This window comes from Nonomuraea sp. NPDC050536 (assembly GCF_044457685.1).
Classification (GTDB): domain Bacteria; phylum Actinomycetota; class Actinomycetes; order Streptosporangiales; family Streptosporangiaceae; genus Nonomuraea.
Window position 1 is genome coordinate 783,364 of sequence record NZ_JBITHD010000001.1, and the last position, 23,653, is coordinate 807,016.

Here is a 23,653-nt window from a genome sequence, read left to right on the forward strand (position 1 = left end):
GGCCCCCCGTTTCGCCCCCTGAACATGGCGCACATCATGCCAGCCGGAAAACCCGCCCGCGTACCCGTTCCGGACAGAGCACGCCGCCCTTAGTGGCAGGGCGTAACCACCGGCTGCGCGCCGAGCTCGGCCACCAAGCACGGCAGGGTCTTCCACGACGCCCCCCGTGACAACGGGGGAGAACCCCCTTCGCGTAGGTGCGGCCGCGCTCTGGCGGACCGGGGGTTTGCGGTAACACCCGGGTCGTGCCGCGGAATCGTCGGCCGAGGCCAGAGCCTGCCGAAATGGGGGGTTGCGGCATGGTGCTCGCATCGTCACGTCGGCTTACGGGGAGCACTCGGCGAGGAATGTCTTGATCGCGGTTGCGAGCTCTGGGCTGGTGAGGGCGGTCCAGTGGTCGCCGGGCACTCGGGTGTATCGCGCGTTGGGCAGGGCCGCGGCGAGTGCGCCGGCGCGGGCGTGGTCGTGATCCTGGTCGCCTACCGCTACCAGTGTGGGGGTTTCGACCTGTCGCAAGGCCTCGCCGGGCGTTGCGACCAGCGAGTTCAGGACCTGAAGGAGCGCACGCGGGTCACCGCCGAGCCGGGTGATCCAGTACGCGGCCTCGGCATCAGGTGACCCGGGTTCGATGCCGTCGTCGTCGGCGAGGGCGGTCAGCACGCGGCGGTACGTGCCGCCGCACACCGGGCTGCTCACTGCGGTGAGTCCCTGGCCGGCCACGATCGCACAAGCCGGCCGGGCGCCCTGGACCAGCATGCGGAGCACGATCCGCGCACCCAGCGAGTAGCCACCGAGGTCGTAGTCGTCGAGTCCGAGCTGATCGATCAGTGCGAGTCCGTCGTCGGTCAGCACGTCGGGCGGGTAGCGGGCCGGATCGTGCGGTCGGGCGCTGTCACCGTGGCCGCGGAGGTCCGGAAGGATGACGCGGTAGCCGCGCTCGGCGAGGGCCGCGGCGGGGCCGTGATCGAGCCACTGCATCCCCGTGGCGGTGAAGCCGTGGAGCAGTACCAGCGGGCGGCCGTCCCCCGTCTCTCGGTAGGTCAGTTCCAGGCCATCACGGCCGATGAACCGATGCACGCGTGGATCAGTCATGTCGCGGTTTCCTCCCGGCGGAGCTGGTGTCGTTCGTCAGTTCTGGGATGGCCGATCGCGGTTCCGGCGCTGTACGCCCCTGCGCCGAGCGCGCCTCAGGTGCGCTGGTAGAAGCCGTCGAGACGGCCGCGGGCGAGGACGTTACCGGCGGCGGCCAGTACTTCGCGCGGCTTGGCGGACTCCAGGGCGCCGCTCGAGGCCGCGGTGAGGGGCGTCGCCAGAGCGAAGAGCTGGAACACGTAAAGGTGTGGGCCGTGACTTTTCGGCGGCGCCGGTCCGAAGTAGCCGCTGCCTATGCCCGAGCGCAGGACGCGTACGCCGTCGGAGTCGGTGGCGGCATCGAGCGCCCCGTGGGCGAGACCGGTGAGCGAAGGGTCGAGCAAGGCCACACAGTGCACGAACGGCATAGGTGTGGGCGCGTCGGGATCCTCGACGACCAGCAGCAACTGCGCCGCCTCCTGTGGTGCGGGAGACCACGTCAAGGCCGGTGACAGGTCCTTGCCACCGACCCGGGTCGAGGCGTGCACGGCCGGAATCGTGCCCTCGTTCTCGAAATCGGGACTGCTCAGCGCCAGCGTCTGCTCGCCGGCCAGGTTCAGCGAATTCCAGGCAAGGCCCGCTTGCCCGGCCCGTCGCCTCTTGGGCGACTCGCCGCTCGTTGTCATGGATTTCTCCTGGGAGGGTCGGAACCGTCGAGTGTGCCGGTGGACGTCAGGGTGCCGGCGTAGCCGGGCGAGTTCGTCGGCGGCGCTGTACTGAGATCGCTCGATGGGTCGTGAAGCGACGGTCCCTTCACCAGTGACCAGATCACCATTGGTTGCCATGCACCCCACTCCCCAGCAAAATGCGCAACTAGACTGCGCAGTTTTACTGTACTTTAGCGAATATGGGAGAGGAAACGGCACGCCCGGCAGACCATGCGGCGGCGATCGCTGACGAGTTGCAGATCGTGGTCGGCGCGCTGGTCCGGCAGATGCGCGCGGTGTCGCCTGGTCGCGAAGTGACGCTGTCGCAAGTCTCGATCCTCAAACGGCTCGATCGCGAGGGGGCGCACACCGCCGCCGACCTTGCCAGGCTGGACAAGATCACTCACCAGTCGGTCACCGTCTGCGTGGCCGGCCTGGTCGACCGGGGGCTGGTGCACCGCGTCCCGGATCACGACGATCGGCGACGCAAGCTGCTGGTCATCACGGACGAGGGCAAGCGATGGCTGGCCGAACGCCGGGACGCGGGCCACGAAAACCTCGCCGACGCGATCGCCGGCCGACTCACCGCCGTCGAGCAGACGCAACTGTCCAACGCACTCGGGCTGCTCCGCCGACTCCTCGATTGAGAACGCCATCCCGGCCTCGTCAGCGTGAAACGGATCTGCCGCAGATTCCATGATGCGGTGGGCCGCCGAGGCGAGGCTGGGCAACCGCTCGTGTGTGGGATCCGGCCGCAATAGAAGAGGCCTCCGAGGAGGGCGCCCGAGCGGCATGGCCGGCTGCGGCGTTCGTGGCGGTGAGCGGGCTTGGCGTGTTGCTGCTGGTCGCGATCGGGCTCGACAGCACGCCGCCCGGGCTGCTGGTGCTGTTCGCGCCGACGCGGCGACCACGCGTGTCGTGATCCTGTTCCCGGGGCGATGATTTGCCTACAGTGGCGGGTGTGAAGGTCGCAGGCAGTGCCGTGATCGGCATCGACAGAGAGCGCGTGTGGTCCGCGCTGCAGGATCCGGCGGTGCTGGTGCGCACCATCCCGGGTTGCGAGCGTCTGGAGGAGACCGGCGCCGACACCTACCGGATGACGGTCAACGCGGGGGTCGCCTCCGTGAAGGGCGTCTACCAGGGCGAGGTCGCGCTGGCCGACCAGCACCAGCCCGACAGCTTTGTGCTCAAGGCCCGCGGCCAGGGCGCGCCCGGCACTGTGGACGCCACCATCCAGGTACGGCTGGCCGAAGAGGACGGCCGTACCCGGGTCGACTACGACGCCGACGCCGTGGTGGGCGGGATGATCGGCGGCGTCGGGCAGCGGATGCTGGGCTCGGTGGCCCGCCGTACCGCCGATGAGTTCTTCGCGGCCGTGGAGCAGGAGCTGCTGTCCGGGCCCGCGAACGGAGCGCTGCCCGACCACGCGCGAACCGGTGCCGAGCCGGGCGGGGTGGCCCAGGCGGTGGGCGGGGTTATGCCGGCCGAGCAAGACGGCGCGGCGGCGCGGGGTGTGTACGAGCGGCCGCCCAAGGCGCAGACGCAGACCAAGCCGTGGGTGATGCTGGCCGCGTTCGGGATGGGCGCGGGCATCGCCATCACCGGCGTCGCGGTCGGCTGGCTCCTCGGCCGCGCGGCCCGCCGCTCCTGACGCCCCGACCCCGGCCCGCGCCGCCCTGAACGGCGGGGCGGCCGGGTTGGGCCGGGCCGAGGCCGCGGTGACCTGAACGGGGTGGCGGCTGGGGTGGGGCGAGAGTGCGGGGGAGTGGACTCTGGAGGAAAAGGATCTCCGGGCGTAGCGTGGCGAGTATGCGGCAGGCACATGCTGAAGACGCGCGAACCGAGGCCCGGCGGGTGGTGCGCAACCTGCTGGGCGAGGAGCATCCGACCGCCGGCACGCTGATCGCGGACGCGCGGCCGGTGCTGGGTGACGCGCGCATCGACCGGTGTCTCGCGCTCGCCCTGGGCGCCTCGCTCACCAGACGCTCCGCCGAGCTGGCCGCCGTCGCCGCGCTCCTGGTCGGCACGCGCGACCTGGGCGAGCAGTGGTGGGGCAGGGCCAGGGGCGGCAAGCTGCCCGCGCCCGGCGAGGTGCTGGAGACGGCCGTCGCCATCGAGCCGTGGACCGATCTGACGGCGCTGGAGATGCTGGCCGCCTGGATCGCCGACGACACCGCCGACGCGCTGTGGGGCCCGGCCGTGGCGCAGGTCGACCTGAACTCCTGGCAGGCCGAGGACCGTTTCGAGCTGCCGCCGGGCGTCAAGCCGGGTCAGCGGCTGGTCGTGCACTTCGACGCCGGTGGCCGCCTGGACGCCGTGGTCACCCGCCGCCCCGACGACGAGCTGGGCTCGAACCTGGACTTCCACTCGCTGCGCTACTCCAGGCCCGCCGAGGCGCAGTGGAGCTGGGGTGTGGCGGCCGGGCTCGGGCCGCACCGGCTGCCCGGCGAGGACCCCGACCCGTACGCGCGCGAAGTGGACAGCACGGCCGTCGGCATCCTGCGGGCCTGGGCGCTGCGCCACGGCGCCACCCACGAGCAGCTGGGTGAGCGGTGGAAGAACGTGGGCGACGTGGTGGCCGCCATCGAGCGCGTCGACTGGATGTGGCGCAGCGCCGAGTGGTTCGGCTGGTGGCGCGGCGCCTCCGCACTCGTGGACGACTCGAGCTACCTGCCCTACCGCCTGGAGGAGCTCGCGTCCGGGTAGGCCGGAATTGTTCGGAAGGCGAAGCGGTTGTGCTTGTCCGTGAAAGTGGAGATTCTTTCGGACGTAGCCTGTCCCTGGTGCTATATCGGCCACGCTCGATTCGCCCGCGCCGCCGAGGCGTTCAGGGCCAAGGGCGGCCAGATCGAGGTGGCGATGCGCCCCTTCCAGCTCAACCCCGCCGCCACCTCCGATGGTGAGCCGCTGCTGACCCACCTGGAACGCAAGTTCGGCGCGAACGTGGCCCAGATGAGCACCCGCGTCTCCGCCGCGGCCGAGCTCGACGGCCTGGAGATGCGCTTCGAGACCGCTGTCAGCGCCAACACCTTCGAGGCCCATCGCCTCATCGCCCTGGCCACCGAGCAGGGCAAGGGCGAGGAGATGGCCCAGCGGCTGTTCAAGGCCTACTTCTCCGACGCGCTCAACGTCGGCGATCCCGAGGTGCTGGCCAAGCTGGCCGCCGAGGTGGGCGTCATGGACAACGGTGAGGGCGCCGCCGAGGTGCGCGAGCAGCTGGACAGGGCCACGCAGCTGGGGATCTCCAGCGTGCCGCTGTTCCTGTTCGAGGGCAAGTACGCCGTCTCGGGCGCCCAGCCGCTCGAGGCCTTCGAGGCCGCCATCGACGAGGTGGCCGAGCGCACGGGACAGACTCCGATCGTCCGCCTGGCCGACCCCGCGGACGGCTGCGAGGACGGCTACTGCGCCGTCTGAACCGGCTCGATGATCTCCTCGGCCACCCACCGGGCCACGTGGTCCGGCGCCGGGCGCACGATGTTCAGCACGAAGTGGCCGAACCCGATCGACATCAGGTCGCCGATCGTGCGCCGGGTGGCGGCCGGGTCGGGGTAATCCACGAACAGCTGGGTCGAGCGGACGATCGTGCCCGGGTCGCGCCCGATCGCGGCGCACCGCTCGTCCAGCGCCTTGCTCCGGTCGGCCAGGAAGTCCAGCGTGTTGTGCGGCGGCCCGGGCACGTTCCACACGTCGGCGTACTCGGCCACCACCCCGAGGATCCTGTCGCCCCAGCCGCCGAGCAGCAGGGGAGGGGCGGTCGCCGGCTTGGGCCGCAGCACGGCGTCGCGCAGCTGGTAGTGGCGCCCGTCGAAGTCGAAGTGGTCCTCGCGCCACAGCCTCCGGATGATCTCGCACGACTCCGCCAGCCTGGCCACCCCCTCACCCGGTGATACGAGCGGCAGGCCGTACGCGCCGAACTCGCGTGGCCCGAGCGTGTCGCCCGGCTGCCGTGTCGCGCCCGCGCCCAGCCCCAGCACCAGCCGCCCGTGCGAGATGTCATCGACCGTCGCGGCCATCTTCGCCAGTACGGCGGGCGGCCTGCTCATGTTGCCCGTCACCATCAGCCCGAGCCGCAGCCGCCGGGTGCGCGCGGCCAGCGCGGACAGCATCGTCCAGCCCTCGTGGATGGGCGTCTCGACCGGCCCGCGCAGCGGCAGGAAGTGGTCCCACAGCCAGGCGTGCTCGATGGCGGGAATGCCATCGGCCTCCTGCCAGATCTCCGCGAGCTCGTCGAACGTCGTGTCCACGGGCACGGTCTTGATACCGAAGCTCAGCTTCACAGAAAGTCAGCTCCATAAATCGTCAGTCCAACTGATGATTAACGTAGTGCGAGAATCGGAACGTGTCGAGTCGTCTGGGATATCTGCTCAAGCACGCCCAGCTCCGCCTGACGGAGCTGACGGGCCCCGCCCTGGCGCCCTACGGGATCGACGGGCGCGAACTGGCCGTGCTCGCCGTCCTCGACGTGACCGAGCCGATCTCGCAGCAGGAGGCCGCCACGCGGCTGGGCATCGACCGCACCACGATGGTCGCGATGGTCGACACCCTGGAGGGCAAGGGCCTGGTGACCCGCCGCCCCGACCCGGCCGACCGGCGCAGGAACCTCGTCGAGCTGACGGCCGAGGGGCGGCAAACCCATCGCGACGGCGGCTACGCGGTTGAGCGGGCCGAGCGCGAGTTCCTCGCCGAGGTCGCGGACGAGGACGCCCGGCTGTTCAGGGACGTGCTCAGTCGCCTGGTTCGAGCGGCTCGGTGAGATGTGACTGGATCGCCCGCCCCACGGCCGCGGCGATCACGGCGGGATCCATCGAGCCCAGCGGTTCGATGCCGAGCAGGTAGCGGACGTAGGCGACGCCCAGGGTCTGGCTGAGCACCAGCGCGGCCCGCAGCTCGATGTCGGGGTCGTCGGGGAAGGCGCCGCGCAGGGCGGGCACGATCTGCGCGTCGAAGATCTGCTGGACGCGCTGCGCCGAGTCGGGGTGGGTGGGCGCCGTCCGCAGCAGGACGGCCTCGGCGGCGTTCTCGCCCGCCTCCCAGCGGTCCAGGAAGGACCTGGCATACCTGTAGGCCGCCTCATCGGGCGGCAGGTCGGGCACCGCGAGGTCGATGGCGGAGGCGGCCGCGTACAGCTCGGCCTTGCTGCCGAAGTAGCGGATCACCATGGACGGGTCGATCCCGGCGTCCGCGGCGATGGCCCGGATCGTGGCGCGCTCGTAGCCCTCGGCGGCGAAGCGTCCCTGCGCGGCGGCCAGGATGGCGGCTCTGGTCTGGGCGGATCGCTCGGTGAAGGCCATGCCAACAAGTGTAGGCCAACGCCCGTGGGCCGTGTTACGGTTTGCCCACAACTGTTGGCAAACACGGATTGGCATCTGTCATGCTCCCCTCGGAAACCTCGGTTCTCATCGTCGGAGCCGGTCCCGTCGGCCTCACCCTGGCCGCCTCCCTAACCGCGCAGGGCGTCGACGTGGTGCTCATCGACAAGCTGGCCGAAGGCCTGAACACCTCGCGCGCCGCCGTGGTCCACGCCCGCACCCTGGAGGTGCTGCGCGAGGTCGGCATCGCCGACGAACTGGTCGGGCGCGGCATCGTGGTGCCCCGCTTCACCATCCGCGACCACGACAAAGTCCTGCTCACCGTCGACTTCGGCGAGCTGCCCACCGACTACCCGTTCACGCTGCTCGTGCCGCAGGACGTCACCGAGGAGCTGCTGCTCAAGAGGCTGGAGGAGGTCGGCGGGCGCGTGCACAGGCCACTCGAGCTGGCCGACGTCAAGGCCGACGAGACCGGCGTGACCGCGACCATGGCCACCGGCGAGACGATCAGAGCCCAGTACGTGGTCGGCGCCGACGGCATGCACAGCGCGCTGCGCGAGCACACTGGGATCGGCTTCACCGGTGACACCTACGCGCAGTCGTTCGTGCTGGCCGACATGCACCTGGACGAGGACTTCGGCGCCGAGGTCAGGCTCCACCTGAGCGCCGAGGGCGTGCTGGTCCTCGCGCCGCTGCCCGGCGGGCGGCACCGGCTGGTGGCCACCGTCGAGGAGGCGCCCCACGAGCCGAGCCTGGAGTACGTCCAGGCCCTGCTGCGGGAGTACGTCACCGTGAAGGACGTGGTGTGGAGCTCACGCTTCCGCGTCCACCACCGCCTGGCCGACCACTACCGCGCGGGCCGGCTCTTCCTGGCGGGCGACGCGGCCCACGTGCACAGCCCGGCCGGCGGGCAGGGCATGAACACCGGCATCCAGGACGCCGTCAACCTCGCCGGGAAGCTGGTCGCCGTCCTCAAGAACAGCGCCCCCGACAGCGTGCTCGACGAGTACGAGGCCGAGCGCCGGCCCGTGGCCGAGGAGGTGGTGGCCTTCACCCACCGCATCACCCGCATCGCCACCGTGGGCAACTCGCCGCTGCGCGGCATCCGCAACGCCGCGCTGCGCACTCTCGACTTCATCCCCGCCGTCCACAGGAAGATGGCGCTGACGCTCTCCGAGCTGGAGAACTAGGCGGCAGCCGTACCCTCACCCAGGTCGCCAGAACGGTGGTGGCGGCGGCACAGCACCTGGTAGCGCACGGGTGCGGCGTCGGTGTCGCCGATCACCACCTGCTCGCCCTCGCGCGCCATCACGCCGCCCGCCACCCGGGCGTTGAGCAGCCCGGGCCGCCCGCACCAGCACAGCACCTCGACCTGGAGCCGGCACACCTCGTCGGCCAGCTCGAACAGCCGCCGCGCCGCGGGGAACATCACCGAGCGGAAGTCGGAGGCCAGCCCGAAGGCGTAGACGTCCACGCCGTGCTCGTCGACCAGGTCGGCCAGCTGCTCGATCTGCTCGACGGAGTAGAAGCAGGCCTCGTCGCAGATCAGGTAGTCGACCCCGGCGTGCGAGGTGACCAGCTCCACCAGGTCCAGCCCGTCGTGCACCTCCACGGCCTCCTGGCCCAGGCCGATCCGGCTGGTGACCTGCGGGCCGCCGGAACGGTCGTGCTTGGTCAGCACCAGCCCGCGCCTGCCCCGGCGCCCGTGGTTGTAGTTCATCTGGAGGGCCAGGGTGGACTTCCCGCAATCCATGGGTCCGAAGTAGAACTTCAGTACGGCATCGCGTCGAGACAGATCGGTCACAGGGGGCCACCTTAGCGGCTTGGCTACATCCACGACCTCGTGGGAGATTTCTCTCCTGACGCATCAGGAGGAACTGTGGTCACCGACAAACCGCAAGCATTGGACGCGATGATGACACCGGATGACGTGACGGCAGCCCAGGCCGACGCCGCCAGGTGGCGCTACGGCTTCCTCGTCGTGGTGACCGGGATCGTGACCATCCTGATCGCCTTCGGTGCCGCGGTCTTCGCCACCAAGGAGTTCGCAGCGCTGTTCGCGGGCGTGGCAGGAGTGGTCGGCACGATCATCGGGGCTTATTTCGGCGTGCAGGCTGGCCAGTCGGGTAAGGCCAGGGTAGAGGCCGAACTGGCCAAGGCACAGGAGCTGGTGGTCCGGCTCGCGGCGTACGTGGGGACCGAGAACGCGCCGCGGGTCATCGACGAAGTGCTCGGCCGCCGTCGAAGCTGAGGAATCCATGCAGAACGTCCGTATCGGGGTCGACACCGGGGGCACCTTCACCGATGTGGTGGCGGTGGACGAGCAGACCGGTGAGATCGTCACGACCAAAACACCTTCGACCCCGGCCAACCCGGCCGACGGGTTCATCACGGGCATCGGCAAGCTGGGGGAGCTCATTCGGAGCGCAGGAGCTCGCGACGAGAGAGCGAGCGCAGCGATGCCAACGAGGAGCGAAGCGGGCGCGACCATGGACATGGTCAGCTCGATCGTGCACGGCACCACCGTGGCCACCAACCAGCTGCTCGAGGACCGGATCGCGAACCTGGGGTTCATCACCACCGAGGGCTTCGAGTTCATCCTGGAGATCGCCCGGCAGAGCGTGCCGGAGGGATACGGCAACTCCTACTTCTGGGTGAAGCCGCCCAGGATCGTTCCAGTGCACCTGGTCAGGACCGTCGGGGGGCGGCTCGACCACCTGGGCGAGGAGGTCAGGCCGTTCTCCACCGAGCAGGCCGTCGAGGTGGCCCGCTGGTTCAGGGCCCGCGGGATCACCGCGATCGGCGTGTGCTTCCTGCACTCCTACGCCAACCCCGAGCACGAGCGGCGGATGCGGGACGTGCTGGCCGCCGAGCATCCGGAGGCCGTGGTCTCGCTGTCCAGCGACGTGCTGCGCGAGTACCGCGAGTACGAGAGGTCGGTCACCACGCTCGTCGATGCCGCCGTCAAGCCCACCATGCGGCGATATATCGCCAACTTGTCGGGCAGGCTGGGCATGCCGTTCTCAGTGATGAAGTCCAACGGCGGCGTGCTGTCGGCCCGCGAGGTCGTCAACCAGCCCATCTCCACCGTGCTGTCGGGCCCCGCTGCCGGGGCGCTCGGGGCGGCGCTGATCGCCTCCACGGCCGGCCACGGCTCGGTGATCACCCTGGACGGCGGCGGGACCTCGACCGACGTGGCGGTGGTCGTGGACGGCGAGCCCTCCCTCACCACCGAGGGCAGCGTCGGCCGCTACCCGTGCAAGATCCCGATGATCGACATCGTGACCGTGGGCGCCGGGGGCGGCTCGATCGCCTCGATCTCGCCCGAGGGCACGCTGAAGGTCGGGCCACGCTCGGCGGGCGCCGACCCGGGCCCGCTCTGCTACGGCCGCGGCGGCACCGAGGTGACCGTCACCGACGCGCACCTGTTCCTTGGCCGCATCCCGCCGCACCTGCTCGGCGGTGAGATCCCGCTCGACGCCGGCGCCGCCCGCGCCGGGATCGAGGCGCTGGCAGGCAAGCTGGGACTCAGCCCCGAGCGCACCGCCACGGGCATCCTGGAGATCAGCGCGTTCAACCAGAGCAACGCCATCCGCCAGCTGACCGTCAAGCGCGGGCTGGACGTGCGCGACTTCCCGCTGGTCACCTTCGGCGGGTCGGGGCCGCTGCTGGCCTGCCGCCTCATCGACATCCTCGGCCTGCCCGCGGTCCTGGTGCCACGCCAGCCCGGGAACGTTTCGGCGTTCGGCCTGCTGACCGTGGACGTCAAGAACGACTACGTGCGCACCCACGTCACCCGCGAGCTGGCCCTGGACACCGCGGCCAGGATCCTGGGCGAGTTGGAGGCCGAGGCCGCCGAGGCGCTGGACAGGGAGGGCTTCGACGAGCCGGTCTTCGCCCGCAGCGCCGACCTGCGCTACTACGGCCAGGCCTACGAGGTGCGCGTCCCGGCTCCGGCCGGGCCCGTCGACGAGGAGTGGCTGGCCGAGGTGACCGGCCGCTTCCACGACGCGCACGAGAAGCTGTACGGCTACGGTTACCGCGACGACCCGCGCCACGCGGTCGAGTGGGTCAACCTGCGGGTGTCGGGCATCGGCCCGATCACGCGCCCGGCGATCCACCGCTTCACGCCAGCTCGCGAGGGGGAGCCCTCATCAAGGACGGTCCACTTCGAGGAGGCCGTGCCGACGCCCATCCACCAGCGCGACACGCTGAAACCGGGCACGGTGATCGAAGGGCCGGCGGTCATCGAGGAGTACGGCTCCACCACTCCCCTTCACCCAGGCTTCACCGCGACGGTGGACGATTACGGAAATCTGGAGATCCGCCATGGCTGATCCCATCCTCATCGAGATCGTCGAGGGCACCCTGGCCTCCGTGGAGAAGGAGGTCGAGACCGCCATCGCCCGCACGGCACGCTCCCCGATGATCCGCGACGCGCACGACTTCAGGGCCGGCATCCACGACGTCAAGCTGCGCAAGCTGACGGGCCGCTCCTACAGCGCGCTGGTGCAGCCCGTCGTGCGCGACTTCCCGATCGAGACGATGAAGCCGGGCGACGTCTACTTCCACAACGACGTCTACCTGTCGGAAGGCGGCATCGGCCACCTGCCCGACCTGTGCGTCACCGTCCCCGTCTTCCACGGCGACGAGGTCGTCGCGTTCGTGCAGGCCTTCGGCCACCACGACGACATCGGCGGCGCCGTGCCCGGCAGCATGCCCTCGCACGCCCGCAGCGTCTACGAAGAGGGCCTGATGGTCCCGCCGATCAAGCTGTGGGACCAGGGCGTGCCCAACGAGGCGGCGCTGCGCATCATGACGCGCAACTCCCGGATGCCCGACTCGCTCGCCGGCGACCTCGACGCCGAGTGCTCGGCCTGCCTCATGGGCGCCCGCCGCCTGGGTGAGCTCTTCGACAGGTACGGCAAGCAGGAGGTGGAGGCCTGCTTCGACGCCATCATCGACAAGACCACCGAGACGTTCCGCAGGGAACTGCTGGCCAAGATCCCCGAGGGGACCTACGTCTGGGAGGACTACGCCGAACATGACGGCGTGGACGAGCCCCGGCTGCACACCCAGCGCATCACCCTGACCGTCGACCACGCCGCGCCCGCGCCGCTCACGATCGACTTCACCGGCACCTCGCCGCAGGCCAAGGGGCCGATCAACCATGCCGGCGACTACGCCGGCGGGGTGTTCCTGAAGAAGTGGCTGGCGCCCATCCTGCGCAACCTGGCCGACACCCCCGAGCGGATGGCCGAGCTGGACGTCAACGAGGGTGTCGTCCCCCTCATCGAGATGCGGTTCCCGGGCAAGGGCACGCTGCTGACCCCGATCTTCCCTGCGCCCACGAACGCCCGTACCTTCGTCATCCTGCGGCTGCTCGGCGTGCTGGCCGGGGTGCTGGCCAAGGCCACCGGCGGCCGCATGCCCGCCGACCAGGAGACCATCCGCTACACCGGCGTCTACGGCGCCGACGCCGACGGCCTGCCGTACCTCATGCGCGAGGTGCTGGGCGGCGGGTCAGGCGGGCGCTGGTACGCCGATGGGGAGGACACCATCCACGTGGTGCCCGACTCGCGCAACATCCCGGTGGAGTTCGCCGAGGCGCGCTGGCCGTTCCGGGTGGAGCGGCTGGCCCTGGCCACCGACTCGGGCGGGCCCGGCATGTTCCGCGGCGGGCTCGGCTACGACAAGCACATCCGGATGCTGCGCGACGCGTCGTACATGTCCATCGCCGACCGGTCGATCCTGTCGTGCTGGGGCGTGAACGGCGGGCTGGCCGGGCGGCCGTTCCGGGTGGAGATCGCGGGCAAGGAGATGGAGGGCCTGGTCGACGACCACCCGGTCCAGGCGGGCGAGGTCATCCGCATCCGCACCACCGGCGGGGGCGGCTGGGGCTCGCCGTACGACAGGGATCCGCGCGCGGTGGCGGCGGACGTGCGCGACGGCAAGGTGTCGATCGCGGGCGCGCTCGGCGACTACGGCGTGGTGCTGGAGGGCGACCGCATCGACGAGGAGGGCACCGCCGAGCTGCGCGCCCGGCTGCGGCCCTCGACCGATCGGTTCTTCGACCGCGGGCCGGGCTATCCGAAGCTGTCGGGCGGGCGGACCCACGCCGAGGTGGACGAGCTGTGAGGATCGCGCTGGCGGGGCTAGCCACCAGCCACCCGTACACCGACGCGCACACCCTGGCCAAGCACGGCGAGTTGGCCGTCTGGGAGCCAGATCCTGAGCGGTTGCAGCGCTTCACCGATGAGCATCCCGGTGCGCTCGTGACCCCGTCGCTGGAGGCCCTCATGGAGACGGGGCCAGACGGGGTGGTGCTCACTGTGCCGAACCCGCGGGCGCCCGGCGCGCTGGCGCGCGTGCTCGAGACGGGCGCGCCCGTCTTCGTGAACAAGCCCGCCGCCGCCTCGCGCGAGCAGCTCGACGCGCTCGACCGGCTGCCCATCGGCGACCGGGTGATGTCCACCTCGGTGCTGCGCTTCTCGCCCTCGTTCGCCGGGGTCACGCTCGACCCGGCCGAGGTGCTGGCGGTGCGTGCCACGGTCCGCCACGACGTGGGGATGTGGGCGACCGGCTACAACGCCTGGCAGGACACGCCGGGCCAGGGCGGCGGCACGATGGTCACGATGGGCGTCCACGGCGTGGAGCTGCTGGTCGCGCTGCTCGGCCCCGACGTACGGCTGGCCGGGGCGGCCGGCGCCGTCCGCCACTACGAGGGCCTGCGCTCGGAGGACACCGGCGTCATGGCGCTGCGGTGGGGGAGCGGCATCACCGGCACCGTCGAGATCCTCGGCGTCTCCGACGGGGAGCGCTACACCGTCACCGCGCACACCCGCGCCGGCGAGCGCGAGATCGTCATCGACGCCGGCGACGACCCGCTGAAGGGTCTGGGCTACGAGGGCACGATCGAGGCGTTCCTCGCGATGGTCGCGGGCGCCCCCAGCCCGGTGCCCTGGGAGCAGACCAGGGCGATCCTGGAAATTCTCGTCAGCGCCCGTGAAGCAGTGCCGGCTCCAGGAACTGCCTGAGCGACTGCGGCCCGCCCTCGTGATCCACGGTGTCGTCGAGCTCGTGGATCACGTTGATGCCGATCCCGCTGCCGAACAGGACCGCCGCCAGCCGATTGGCGGTCCCCAAGCTCATCGACACCACCGCCGCCCCTGCCCGGGTCATCGCGTTCCCGCATTGACACTCAACCTCCTCCCGGTTTACGGTCTGGACCGTAAATGAGAGGAGCTGAGGTTGCGCACGCTGGCGGAACTCGAGGAGCGGCTCGCACTACCGAGCGCCGCACTCGTCGAGGACATGAGCAGGCTCGACGGCGACGTCATGATCCTGGGGGCCGGGGGCAAACTCGGCCCGAGCCTGGTACGGCTGGCGCTCAACGCGGGCGCCAAGAACGTGATCGCGGTCTCGCGGTTCTCAGAACCGGGCCTGGCCGAGTCCCTCACCGAGCATGGCGCCACGGTCGTGCGCGCCGACGTCGCCGACGACGAGGCGCTCAAGGCCCTGCCTGACGCCGCGAACGTGGTCTTCCTGGTCGGCGCCAAGTTCGGCACCTCCGGCCGCCAGTCGGCCGCCTGGTTCACCAACACCTACCTGCCTGGCCGGGTCGCCGAGCGCTTCCGCGACAGCCGCATCACCGCGCTGTCGACCGGCAACGTCTACCCGCTCGTCCCCGTCACCAGCGGCGGAGCCACCGAGGACACCCCGGTCGGCCCCGTCGGCGACTACGCGATGAGCTGCCTGGGCCGCGAGCGGATCATGTCGCACTTCTCCGAGAAGCACAGCACGCCGCTGGCCCTCATCCGCCTCAACTACGCCGTCGAGCTCCGCTACGGCGTGCTGGTCGACCTCGCCCAGAAGGTGCACGCGGGAGAGCCGATCGACCTGGCCACCGGGCACGCGAACGTGGTCTGGCAGGGCTACGCCAACGAGGTCACGCTCCGCTCGCTGCTGCACGCCTCGGCGCCGCCGTACGTGCTCAACCTGACGGGTCCCGAGCTGCTGTCGGTACGGCAGGCCGCCACCGACCTCGGGCGCGCGCTCGGCCGCGAGCCCGTCTTCACCGGTGAGGAGGCCCCGACGGCGCTGCTGTCGAACGCCTCCCGGTGCCACCGGACCTACGGCTACCCGGAGCTGACCCCCGCCGAGCTCATCGAGCACATCGCGTGCTGGGTGGCCGACGGCGGGCCGCTGCTGGGCAAGCCGACCAAGTTTGAACGCCGCGACGGCCAGTTCTAGATTTTTCACTCAAAAGGGGGGACACATCGTGCTTGGCACGGCACCCGAGGCGCAGACATCCGTGCGTGACCTCTTCCGGCGCGGGCTGGTCATCCCGGCCCACCCGCTCGCGCTGGACGCCTCCCGGCAACTGGACGAGCGGCGGCAGCGGGCCCTGACCCGGTACTACGTCGAGGCGGGCGCGGGCGGGCTGGCCGTCGGGGTGCACACCACGCAGTTCGCCATCCACGGGACGCCGCTGCTCGCGCCGGTGCTGGAGCTGGCGGCGACGACGGCGCGCGAGTACTCCCGCTCGGTGGTGCTGGTGGCCGGCGCCACCGGGCCCACCGCGCAGGCCGTGGCCGAGGCGGAGCTGGCGCGGTCACTCGGCTACCACATGGTGCTGCTCAGCCCGTACCGGGAGCTGTCGGAGGACGAGCTCATCGAGCGGGCCAGGGCGGTGGGCGAGGTGATGCCGGTGATCGGCTTCTACCTGCAGCCCGCGGTTGGTGGCTGCCCCTTGTCCCGAAATTTCTGGACTCGGTTGGCGGAGATCGAGGCGGTCGTCGGGATCAAGGTCGCTCCCTTCGACCGCTACCGCACTCTGGACGTCCTGCACGGCGTGGTCCGCGCGGGCCGCGGCGACGAGGTGGCCCTCTACACGGGCAACGACGACCACATCCTGGCCGACCTCATCACCCCGCACCGGGTGGTCGTGGACGGGCGCGAGGTGGAGGTCGAGTTCGTCGGCGGCCTGCTGGGCCAGTGGGCTGTGTGGGTGCATCGCGCCGTCCAGCTGCTGGAGGAGGCGCGCCGCGCCCGCGAGGGCGACGACCAGGCCGTGCGCAGGCTGCTGAGGCTGGACGGTCACCTCACGGACGCCAACGCCGCCATCTTCGACTCCGCGAACGGCTTCCACGGCTGCATCCCCGGCATCCACGAGGTCCTGCGCCGCCAGGGCCTGCTCGAGGGCCGCTGGTGCCTGGACCCGGTGGAGGAGCTCTCCTCCGGGCAGCTCGCCGAGATCGACCGCATCTGGGACGCCTACCCCGGCCTGCGCGACGACGAGTTCGTGGCCGAGGGCCTGGACCGCTGGTTGAGCTAACCGCGCAGGAAGGTGACACGTTCGGCGGTCTCGATCATCTGGGCGGCGAAGGCCCCGGCTCCCCGTGAGTCCACCCCGAGCGCCGTGACCAGGCTCTCGATCGGGACCCGGCGGTTCGCTCCGAGCTCGACGGGATCGCTGTAGCCGCCCGGCCGCAGCGCCTTGCGCACGTGGGTGCCGTCCACGACCTCCACGGCGAAATGCAGCGCCTCGGGGTGCTGGTGGATGTCCAGCCGGTCGAGCCGCCCGTCGAACAGGGTCATGGCCACGCTCGGCGTCAGCGTGACGTGCCGCAGCTGCGGCAGCGCGACGCCGTCCGCTCCGTACCCGTCGATGCGCAGCCCCGGATACCCGGCCACCAGGTCGGAGCGGATGAGCACCCCGCTCAGCCGCGGATGGTCCACCGGCAGCGGGTGGCGGCGGTCGAGGTCGGCGTCCGCTGCCGTGAGCCGTCCGATGCTGTAGGCGCCGTCGACGAGGCAGCGCGTCCACTCCTGGTCGACGTCGAAGAACCTGATCGACTCCACCGGCACCAGTCGTTCGTCCGGCACCAGATAGCGGTACGGCACGCCGTCGAGTACCGCCAGTCCCTCCAGCCAGGCCCGCAACCCGCCGGGCAGTGTGTCGTCGATGTCCGGGGCCGTCAGCGGGTAGCCGTCGGAGCCCTGCAGGGATTCGCGCAGCAGCCGGTGCCGCCTGCGGCGCTTCCACGCGTACAGCCCCGCCGCCACGTCGGTGCTGCGCAGCGCGAGCAGCCGGCCGAGCTGCCAGGCGGCCGCGTACCCGACGTCGATCATCCCCACCCCGGTGTGCACCCGCAGCAGGTGGTCGGGCGTACGGCCCGGCGGGGGAGCGGGGTCGGCCGCGATCGGCCCGTTGACCAGGGGGCCGCGGTACCACGACACGGTATCGGCGCCCTGCCGCAGCCGGTGGCGCACCGGGATGTACCCGCGGTCGAGGAAGGCGTCCGCGGTGGCCTGTCCCGTGTCGGGCAGGCGCAGTCGATGTTCGCCCCCGGCCAGGTCGCGGGCCAGGTGGGCGAACGACTGGCTCTCGGTGACGCAGGCGAAGCGCCAGCTGGCCAGCGACACCAGCCGCACGGTGGGCGAGGCCGCGACGTCGAAGGGATAGCGGCCCTCGACAGAGACCAGGTGGACGGTGCTGGTGCCGCCCTGGGAGGGGAGCCGGTTGCCGATCACCACCGCGGTCTCGGTGGCGGCCCGCCGTACGTGGGCAAGCAAGGACAGCTCGCGGCGGCTGGGCAGGAGCGTCTTCAGCAGCGTGGCGGGCACGTCGATGACGGTGATCAGGTCGGTGTCGGATTCGTGGCGTTCGCGCGGCGGCGCAGGGGTGAGCGCGGAGCGCGGGACGACCTTGGGCTCCGGGCGTTCCTCCTCCGTGAACAGCAGCAGTGCCAGCCAGGGGCCGCCGTCGGGTCCAGCGGACCGCTCCCAGGGCAGCGTGGCGCGGTTGAGCACGACGTGGGGCAGCACGTTCTCGTGGTCGCCGAGGCTGCCGTCGGGCGGGAAGACCGCGCCGACGAGCGCCGGGCTCAGGCTGTGGCGCTCGCCGCCGACCGTGAACGTGCGGGTGGCGGAGAACGGCTCGGCGTCCAGGTCGATCGTCTGCTTCACGGTGATGGCGTAGTCGCCCGCCCGCAGCGCGGGCACCAGCTCGTCCAGGAACGCGATCGTGGTCTCAGTCATGCTCGCTCACCCTGGGCATCTCGTAGAAGTCGCGGAGCAGGTCGCCGGTCAGCGGCGCCCCGGGCAGTACGGCCTGGACGACGACGGCGCGCCCGTCCGCCATGCCGTCGAGGGATCCGGCGGTGGACGGGAACTCGGCGGCGGCGGTCGCGCCGAACGCGCCGGTGACGGTGAAGATCGGCGTGTCCGCCGTCAGGTCTGCGCCGCTCAGCGTGGCGGGCTCGCCGCTCGTGGTGGGTGGCACGGGCCGGATCACGTATCCGACCAGCAGGTCCTCCACCAGCTGCGGCGCGTTGACGTCGGCCGCGAGCACGCCGCTCCACAGCGCCGAGGGCAGGTTCCTGCGCAGCGGCGTGAACGTGAACAGGCTCTCGGCGGACTTGACCGCGCTGGTGATCTGCACGCTGTGCGTGGAGGCGAACCCTCCGCTCAGACCCATCGGCGAGATCCCGAAGGAGGTGCGCGCGCCGTCCACCGGCAGCAGCGCGTCGCCCGACCTGCCGACCGTGCTGGGGATGACCGACTCGGTCGCCAGCTCCAGCTCGGCCGCGTTGATCAGCCCCAGGTCGTCACCCGTCCCCTGGGCATCCGGTACGGCCCCGCCGCGCACCGTGATGGTGGCGATCCGGGAGGCCTCCGGCAGGCAGGCGGTGCGGAACTGCGCCCACGGGATCCCCTGGGGCGCGGGCCGTCCGGCCCCGAAGCCGATCGTGAACGACACCACGGACAGGTCCACCGTGGCGGTGCCGCCGAACTCGGGACCCCAGAGCTGCACGTCGACCCCGACGTGCACCTCGACGGTCTGGGTGCCGAAGAACTCGAAGGTGTAGGACGCGCCGACCTCCACGTGGAAGGAGGCCTCGTAGCGGTAGGGCTGCCAGGCGATGAGGAAGTCCATCGAGGCGTTGAACCAGGCCCGCAGCGCCCCCTCGGCCCACAGCACGTTGATCGCGCCGCCCGCCATGAGCGCGTTCGGCGTGAGCGCGTAATAGGCGGAACCCCACATGGACAGCGACGGCGTCACCTGCCAGCTGAACCCCAGCCGCGGCACGGCCGGGTAGTGGCCGGGCACGGCGAAGTGCGGGTGGTAGCCGCCCGCGGTGATGACGAAGTCGCCGTTGTGCTGCTCGCCGAACCAGGTGGCGAACGCGAACCCGCCCGTCAGGTGGCAGTCGCGGCTCAGCAGGAAGGAGTCGCGGGTGAGCTGGGCGGTGATCACGAAGTAGCCGTCGTCGGGGACGAGCGTGGCGCGCAGCGCCAGTTGCACCTCGGCTACCGGCGTCGCGGTCACCGACTGGTCGGGGACCGGCAGGATCAGCGTGGACAGGCCCAGCAGGTCCAGCTCGAACCGGTGACCGGCGGAGGCCGACAGCAGCAGGAACGAGTCGATCATCTCGAACGTGGTGAAGTGCACGCCGATCATCAGGAACAGATCCCCGGCCGACGGCGGCAGATAGCCCTCCAGCGCAGACAGCTCCCCGGCCAGGGTGCCCGGGGTGCGCCGCCCGACGGCCTCGGCCACCAGGGGGAAGTCGGCCAGCTCGGTCACCCCGGGCAGCTCAGCCCGCCGGTTGTAACCGAACCCGGCCGCCAGGCCGCGCACGTAGAAGAAGGCGGGGCCGCCGATCGGGTAGTCGAGGAAGGCGTAGACGAACAGCGAGGGCCCGACGGGCAGCTGCACGTAGGAGCCGAGCGCGGCGATCGTCAGCTCCTCGGTGCGGATCAGCGCCTTGCCGCTGTAGGAGGGGTAGGTGGTGCCCTCGTAGACGGTCTGCCCGGCCAGGAACGCGCCGCTGATCTCGACGGGCCCGCCCGAGTACGACAGGCCGAGCCCCGACAGGCCGAAGGCGGGCAGCGCGGTCAGATCGGCCAGCGACAGCTCCACCCGCAGCCCGTCCAGCGCCAGGGTGAGCCCGCCGACGGTGACCGCGGCGTCCAGCAGCAGCGCGACCGTGGCGCTCTGCCCCTGCGGGTGGCGGTAGGCCAGGCCGACCCGCTCCACGTGCACGGGACCGAACGACTTCTGAATCTTGTGCCAGAGCACGTCGTCGCCGGTCTGGGCGCGCTGCTGGGTCGGCGCGGGCGGCGCGGGGGGTCCCACGGGCAGCGCGAGCGGGGTGTCGAGCGGGCCGAGCCTGAGCACGCCGTCCAGGCAGAACCCGGCGTCGAGGTCGCGCTCGGGCAGCCCGAGCACGCCGTCGGGCAGGATGGCGTTGATCGCGGTCACCTCGGCCGACAGCACGGGACCCGAGGCGGCGAGGATCCGCAGCGGGTCGAAACCGCCCGTCAGGTGCTCGCCGGCCAGCGGCAGCCTGGACAGGTCAAGGGTGGCGGCGACGTCGAGCGCGAACAGGTAGGCGGTGCCCGTTTCCGTGTCGTCCACGGCCAGCAGCAGGTCGCGCAGGTCGATGGCGACGCCCTCGGGGACGAAATCGGCCGCCGTCGGCGACAGCGCGGCCACCAGCTCCTTGAGCGGGGGCGGCGGCCCTGTCGCCGCCCTGCCCGCGGTCGCGGCGAACCGCTTGGCCGTGGGCTGGTCATCGAAGTGCATCTCCAGCGCGAACGGCGTGCCGCCCCGCGGGGTGACGGTCAGGCGCCCGCCGTACCGCTGGGCGTGGGTGTCGATGGCGACGGCGATCTCCACCTCGACCGTGTCGATGGGGAAGCGAGCCTCGCCGGTCAGGACGAGCTGCCCCGACCCGGTGGTGACGGCCGCCGCGAGGTTCTCAAGCGTCAACCTGGCGATGGGCGCGGGCAGCGGCATTGCGCCGAACCCCTGCGCCAGGTCGTCGATCAGCTCGCCGATCGGCAACGGCTGCTCGGGCGCCGTCGAGCCGGAGAACGTCCACAGCCTGTCGGGGGCGGAGTCGTACGCCGCCTCCAGCGTCATCGTGATCCCGCTCACGGAGAAACCGGCCCTGGCCAGGAAACTCCGGTTGTCGATCTGCATGGACACCTCGGTCAGCGCCAGCAGGTCGCTGACCGGCCAGGTCCCGCTGATACGCAGCACGCCCCGGTAGCCCAGCGCCCTGCCCTGCCCGGGCAACTCCAGCCCGAACTGGAAGGCGCTGACCTCCAGGTCCGGCAGGTGCAGGCCGGGATCGCCGGTGAAGTGCGCGTACACCTCGCGCAGCCGCAGCGGCCCGTCGTGGTCGCGCAGCCCGCCGCCCACCGAGCCGCCCGTCAGGTCGGCCATCACCTCCAGCGTGCCGCTCTCGCCGATGCCGATCAGCCCGAACACCATGCACGTCACGCTGGGGGAGCCCAGCGGGTCGTCCACGCGGAACAGCAGGTCGATCGCCTCGAGGCGGATGTACGGATCCAGGCTCCACTCGGCCTCCGTCTGCACGGTGAGCGCGATGCTCGCGATGCGGAACGGCGAGGCGGTCATGCGGACGCGCAGCTCGCCGAGCCGGACGGTCCCGGCGACCTTGATCTCGTCGGGCACGCCGAGGGCCTGGCCGACCAGGTCGGCGATGTCCTGGAGCCGGACCTCACCCGCCTCGCTGAAGTCGCCCATGAACTCCACGGCGTCGGCCCAGCTTGAGACCAGCGCGCCGACGAGAACCTGGCCACCCGAGAAGGCCACCTCCCCGGTCACCTGGAAGGACGCGTCGGGCACGTAGTCGATCAGGTCGGAGTCGAACCAGGGCCTGACCCCCAGCTCGTAGCGGACGTTCCTGACCGCGATGGGCCCGAGGTCGAGCGCGCCGCCCTCCGGGCCGAGCAGCAGCATGCTCGGGACCGGCGTGATGGCGAAGCCCAGGTCGGCCGGAACTTCGATCATCTCGATCGAGCCCGTCACCCGGTGCGTGACGCCCGGCATCATCAGGTCGACCAGTGCCATGCGGGTGTCCACCCGCAGCACCCCGTCGAAGGTCAGGGTCCCGGTCGTCGTGCTCAGCACCAGGCGCGGCGCGTCGAACAGGAACGTGTCGTAGATGGTGCCCGCCAGGCACGGGTAGGCGCGGGCGAACGTCCACCCCTCAGGCCCGTCGCCGGCCACTGTCACCTCGCCCGCGGTCGTGCACGTGAGCGTCACGCCCATGCCCGCGTACGGCACGCCGCTCCCGATACCGGTCACCGTCACCTGGTCGGCGGCCGAGCCGTCGGTCGTGGCGCCGGTCAGGGCGAGCACCCCGCCGGGCAGGTGGCCGGCGAACAGCTCCGCCGCTTCCACCTGCGCGCCGGACAGGCTCAGCTGCCCGTCGGGGGTGGCCAGCAGCGAGCGCAGCTGGCTGATGGTCAGGGCCACGGTCGCTCCCGATCAGAGGGGGTGGAGTTCGATGTACTGGGTGTCGTGCGAGCCGGTGACGTAGACCGGCCCGCTGACCTCGGCGACGGTGCTGCTCGCCGGCTCGAAGCTGTCGTCCCACGCGGTCGTCAGCCGCTTGTCCCAGGTGCGCCCGGGGGTCGCCATCTGCCGCTCGTAGCGCCTGATGACGTTCCAGCTGGGCAGGTGGTATCCCCGGTGCCCCACCTCGCCGGCGCTGATCACCGCGGCGAAGGTGTTGACGTGCCGGACGAACGCCTCGGAGCTGGAGGTGCGGTTGCTGCCGTGGTGCCCCGCCTGGACGAGGTGCAGGTCGCGCAGCCGGTCGCCGTGCTGCCGCATGAGCATCGCCTCGGTGCTGCGGGTCGCGTCGGCGCAGACGAGTATCTTGATGCCGAAGATCTCCACGAACGTGACGATGCTGCCCCGGTTGGTGCCGTCATCGCCGTCCCCGGCTGGGTCGGCCTCCATCTCGCCGGCCATGATCGTGATCTTGCAGTCCGGCTCGTTGACGATCGTGATGCCGCCGGTCGAGTCGAGCTTCTCGATCGTCTCCTCGGGCCTGGCGTTGGCCGGCCACGGCGGCACCGCTCTGCCCGCGAGGGTCCAGCCACCCTGGCCGTCCCACCGGTTGGCCGTGACCCGCTTGATGAACTGCTTGGCGATCTTCGGGTAGGCCCACTGCGCGCCCGACCCGTAGTCGGAGAATTGCCCGCTGTGGTAGATCAGCGAGGGCGCGCACGTGGTGGGGAGCACGGTGTCGAGCAGGTTGAAGTGGTCCCTGTCCGGATGGGACAGGATCAGGATGTCGATGGTGGTGCTCACGCCGAGGAAGTAGGTCCGGCCGACGATGCTGGAGACACGCCGCCGGTAGGCCGCCTCTTCCTCGGAGTCGTGGCAGGTGGTCCCGCAGTCGATCATCACGAGCTGGCCCTTGGGCGTGGTGAACAGCGCGCAGTCGCCCTGCCCCATCTTGACGAAGGCGGCGTAGAACTTGCCGTCTCCCCGCTGCCCGTCCGGCGCGGGCGGCCGCTCGGCCGCCTCCTTCGCCTTGCGCGCCGCCAGCTCCGCGCCCTCGTTGAGCAGCCGCTCCTCCTCCCGCTTCCGCTCTGCTTCCTGTTCGGCCAAGGCCAACTCGCGGCTGCTCGACAGGAACGGCTTCTGCAGCTTCGCCGGCCCGTAGTCGCCGTACTGCAACTCCTTCATAGACTTGCGCTTGCGCTTCTTGGGCACTTGCGGGTCGCTCATCG

General features: G+C 71.1%; 21 protein-coding genes. 12 read left to right on the forward strand and 9 right to left on the reverse strand.

What is annotated here, in order from left to right; all coding sequences use genetic code 11:
• Window positions 1-324: 324 nt before the first annotated feature.
• Together ACIBHX_RS04000 and ACIBHX_RS04005 are read right to left on the reverse strand one after the other, a co-directional pair.
• Window positions 325-1,092: an alpha/beta fold hydrolase gene (locus tag ACIBHX_RS04000; protein WP_397063968.1), complete on the reverse strand. Its 768-nt coding sequence runs from the start codon at window positions 1,090-1,092 to the stop codon at window positions 325-327.
• Window positions 1,093-1,187: 95 nt separating this feature from the next.
• Window positions 1,188-1,757, reverse strand: a complete 570-nt coding sequence (locus ACIBHX_RS04005; protein WP_397063969.1) for a YbhB/YbcL family Raf kinase inhibitor-like protein — start codon at window positions 1,755-1,757, stop codon at window positions 1,188-1,190.
• Between the two features lie 221 nt (window positions 1,758-1,978).
• Here ACIBHX_RS04005 and ACIBHX_RS04010 point away from each other — a divergent pair, with 221 nt between their 5' ends.
• From ACIBHX_RS04010 to ACIBHX_RS04025, 4 genes are all read left to right on the forward strand, one after another.
• Window positions 1,979-2,425, forward strand: a complete 447-nt coding sequence (locus ACIBHX_RS04010; protein WP_397063971.1) for a MarR family winged helix-turn-helix transcriptional regulator — start codon at window positions 1,979-1,981, stop codon at window positions 2,423-2,425.
• A gap of 314 nt (window positions 2,426-2,739) precedes the next feature.
• On the forward strand, window positions 2,740-3,429 hold the full coding sequence (locus ACIBHX_RS04015) for a carbon monoxide dehydrogenase subunit G (RefSeq protein WP_397063973.1): 690 nt from the start codon (window positions 2,740-2,742) through the stop codon (window positions 3,427-3,429).
• 158 nt (window positions 3,430-3,587) lie between these two features.
• On the forward strand, window positions 3,588-4,484 hold the full coding sequence (locus tag ACIBHX_RS04020) for a hypothetical protein (RefSeq protein WP_397063975.1): 897 nt from the start codon (window positions 3,588-3,590) through the stop codon (window positions 4,482-4,484).
• A 39-nt stretch (window positions 4,485-4,523) separates the two neighbouring features.
• The gene (locus ACIBHX_RS04025) at window positions 4,524-5,192 is read left to right on the forward strand and encodes a DsbA family protein (protein WP_397065021.1); all 669 of its coding nucleotides are present in this window, start codon (window positions 4,524-4,526) and stop codon (window positions 5,190-5,192) included.
• On the opposite strand, the gene ACIBHX_RS04030 is transcribed toward ACIBHX_RS04025, so the two are convergent.
• Entirely contained in the window at window positions 5,177-6,055 is an 879-nt protein-coding gene (locus ACIBHX_RS04030) for an LLM class flavin-dependent oxidoreductase (protein WP_397063977.1), read from the reverse strand. The two genes, ACIBHX_RS04025 and ACIBHX_RS04030, sit on opposite strands and share 16 nt — an antisense overlap.
• A gap of 62 nt (window positions 6,056-6,117) precedes the next feature.
• On the opposite strand from ACIBHX_RS04030, the gene ACIBHX_RS04035 reads away from it, so the two are divergent.
• Complete coding sequence (locus ACIBHX_RS04035) at window positions 6,118-6,531, forward strand: MarR family winged helix-turn-helix transcriptional regulator (RefSeq protein WP_397063979.1); 414 nt, start codon at window positions 6,118-6,120, stop codon at window positions 6,529-6,531.
• Here ACIBHX_RS04035 and ACIBHX_RS04040 read toward each other — a convergent pair.
• A complete protein-coding gene (locus tag ACIBHX_RS04040; protein ID WP_397063981.1) occupies window positions 6,503-7,069 on the reverse strand; it encodes a TetR family transcriptional regulator in 567 nt (188 codons plus the stop codon). The genes ACIBHX_RS04035 and ACIBHX_RS04040 overlap by 29 nt on opposite strands.
• Before the next feature lie 80 nt (window positions 7,070-7,149).
• Here ACIBHX_RS04040 and ACIBHX_RS04045 point away from each other — a divergent pair, with 80 nt between their 5' ends.
• The gene (locus tag ACIBHX_RS04045) at window positions 7,150-8,277 is read left to right on the forward strand and encodes an FAD-dependent monooxygenase (protein ID WP_397063983.1); all 1,128 of its coding nucleotides are present in this window, start codon (window positions 7,150-7,152) and stop codon (window positions 8,275-8,277) included.
• On the opposite strand, the gene ACIBHX_RS04050 is transcribed toward ACIBHX_RS04045, so the two are convergent.
• The gene (locus ACIBHX_RS04050) at window positions 8,274-8,891 is read right to left on the reverse strand and encodes a thymidine kinase (RefSeq protein WP_397063985.1); all 618 of its coding nucleotides are present in this window, start codon (window positions 8,889-8,891) and stop codon (window positions 8,274-8,276) included. The two genes, ACIBHX_RS04045 and ACIBHX_RS04050, sit on opposite strands and share 4 nt — an antisense overlap.
• A 108-nt stretch (window positions 8,892-8,999) precedes the next feature.
• Here ACIBHX_RS04050 and ACIBHX_RS04055 point away from each other — a divergent pair, with 108 nt between their 5' ends.
• The 4 genes from ACIBHX_RS04055 to ACIBHX_RS04070 are packed head-to-tail and all read left to right on the forward strand — an operon-like array spanning window position 9,000 to window position 14,124.
• Window positions 9,000-9,338 carry a hypothetical protein gene (locus ACIBHX_RS04055; RefSeq protein WP_397063987.1) on the forward strand — a complete coding sequence of 113 codons (339 nt, stop codon included), beginning with the start codon at window positions 9,000-9,002 and terminating at the stop codon, window positions 9,336-9,338.
• Window positions 9,339-9,345: 7 nt separating this feature from the next.
• On the forward strand, window positions 9,346-11,424 hold the full coding sequence (locus ACIBHX_RS04060) for a hydantoinase/oxoprolinase family protein (RefSeq protein ID WP_397063989.1): 2,079 nt from the start codon (window positions 9,346-9,348) through the stop codon (window positions 11,422-11,424).
• Complete coding sequence (locus tag ACIBHX_RS04065) at window positions 11,417-13,225, forward strand: hydantoinase B/oxoprolinase family protein (protein WP_397063991.1); 1,809 nt, start codon at window positions 11,417-11,419, stop codon at window positions 13,223-13,225. The genes ACIBHX_RS04060 and ACIBHX_RS04065 overlap by 8 nt, the downstream gene beginning before the upstream one ends.
• Window positions 13,222-14,124 carry a Gfo/Idh/MocA family protein gene (locus ACIBHX_RS04070; protein WP_397063993.1) on the forward strand — a complete coding sequence of 301 codons (903 nt, stop codon included), beginning with the start codon at window positions 13,222-13,224 and terminating at the stop codon, window positions 14,122-14,124. The genes ACIBHX_RS04065 and ACIBHX_RS04070 overlap by 4 nt, the downstream gene beginning before the upstream one ends.
• Here ACIBHX_RS04070 and ACIBHX_RS04075 read toward each other — a convergent pair.
• On the reverse strand, window positions 14,084-14,239 hold the full coding sequence (locus ACIBHX_RS04075) for a hypothetical protein (protein ID WP_397063994.1): 156 nt from the start codon (window positions 14,237-14,239) through the stop codon (window positions 14,084-14,086). The two genes, ACIBHX_RS04070 and ACIBHX_RS04075, sit on opposite strands and share 41 nt — an antisense overlap.
• A 99-nt stretch (window positions 14,240-14,338) precedes the next feature.
• Between ACIBHX_RS04075 and ACIBHX_RS04080 the strand changes: the two genes are divergently transcribed.
• Window positions 14,339-15,340, forward strand: coding sequence for an NAD-dependent epimerase/dehydratase family protein (locus ACIBHX_RS04080; RefSeq protein WP_397063996.1), 1,002 nt, complete (start codon window positions 14,339-14,341; stop codon window positions 15,338-15,340).
• A gap of 61 nt (window positions 15,341-15,401) precedes the next feature.
• Window positions 15,402-16,424 carry a dihydrodipicolinate synthase family protein gene (locus ACIBHX_RS04085; protein ID WP_397063997.1) on the forward strand — a complete coding sequence of 341 codons (1,023 nt, stop codon included), beginning with the start codon at window positions 15,402-15,404 and terminating at the stop codon, window positions 16,422-16,424.
• On the opposite strand, the gene ACIBHX_RS04090 is transcribed toward ACIBHX_RS04085, so the two are convergent.
• Genes ACIBHX_RS04090 through ACIBHX_RS04100 form a run of 3 tightly spaced genes read right to left on the reverse strand, consistent with a single transcriptional unit; the run spans window position 16,421 to window position 23,651 of the window.
• Complete coding sequence (locus ACIBHX_RS04090) at window positions 16,421-18,130, reverse strand: hypothetical protein (RefSeq protein ID WP_397063998.1); 1,710 nt, start codon at window positions 18,128-18,130, stop codon at window positions 16,421-16,423. The two genes, ACIBHX_RS04085 and ACIBHX_RS04090, sit on opposite strands and share 4 nt — an antisense overlap.
• Window positions 18,123-22,385, reverse strand: a complete 4,263-nt coding sequence (locus ACIBHX_RS04095) for a DUF6603 domain-containing protein (RefSeq protein WP_397064000.1) — start codon at window positions 22,383-22,385, stop codon at window positions 18,123-18,125. Before ACIBHX_RS04095 ends, ACIBHX_RS04090 begins: the two co-directional genes overlap by 8 nt.
• A 12-nt stretch (window positions 22,386-22,397) precedes the next feature.
• Entirely contained in the window at window positions 22,398-23,651 is a 1,254-nt protein-coding gene (locus ACIBHX_RS04100; RefSeq protein ID WP_397064002.1) for a ComEC/Rec2 family competence protein, read from the reverse strand.
• Window positions 23,652-23,653: the final 2 nt, after the last annotated feature.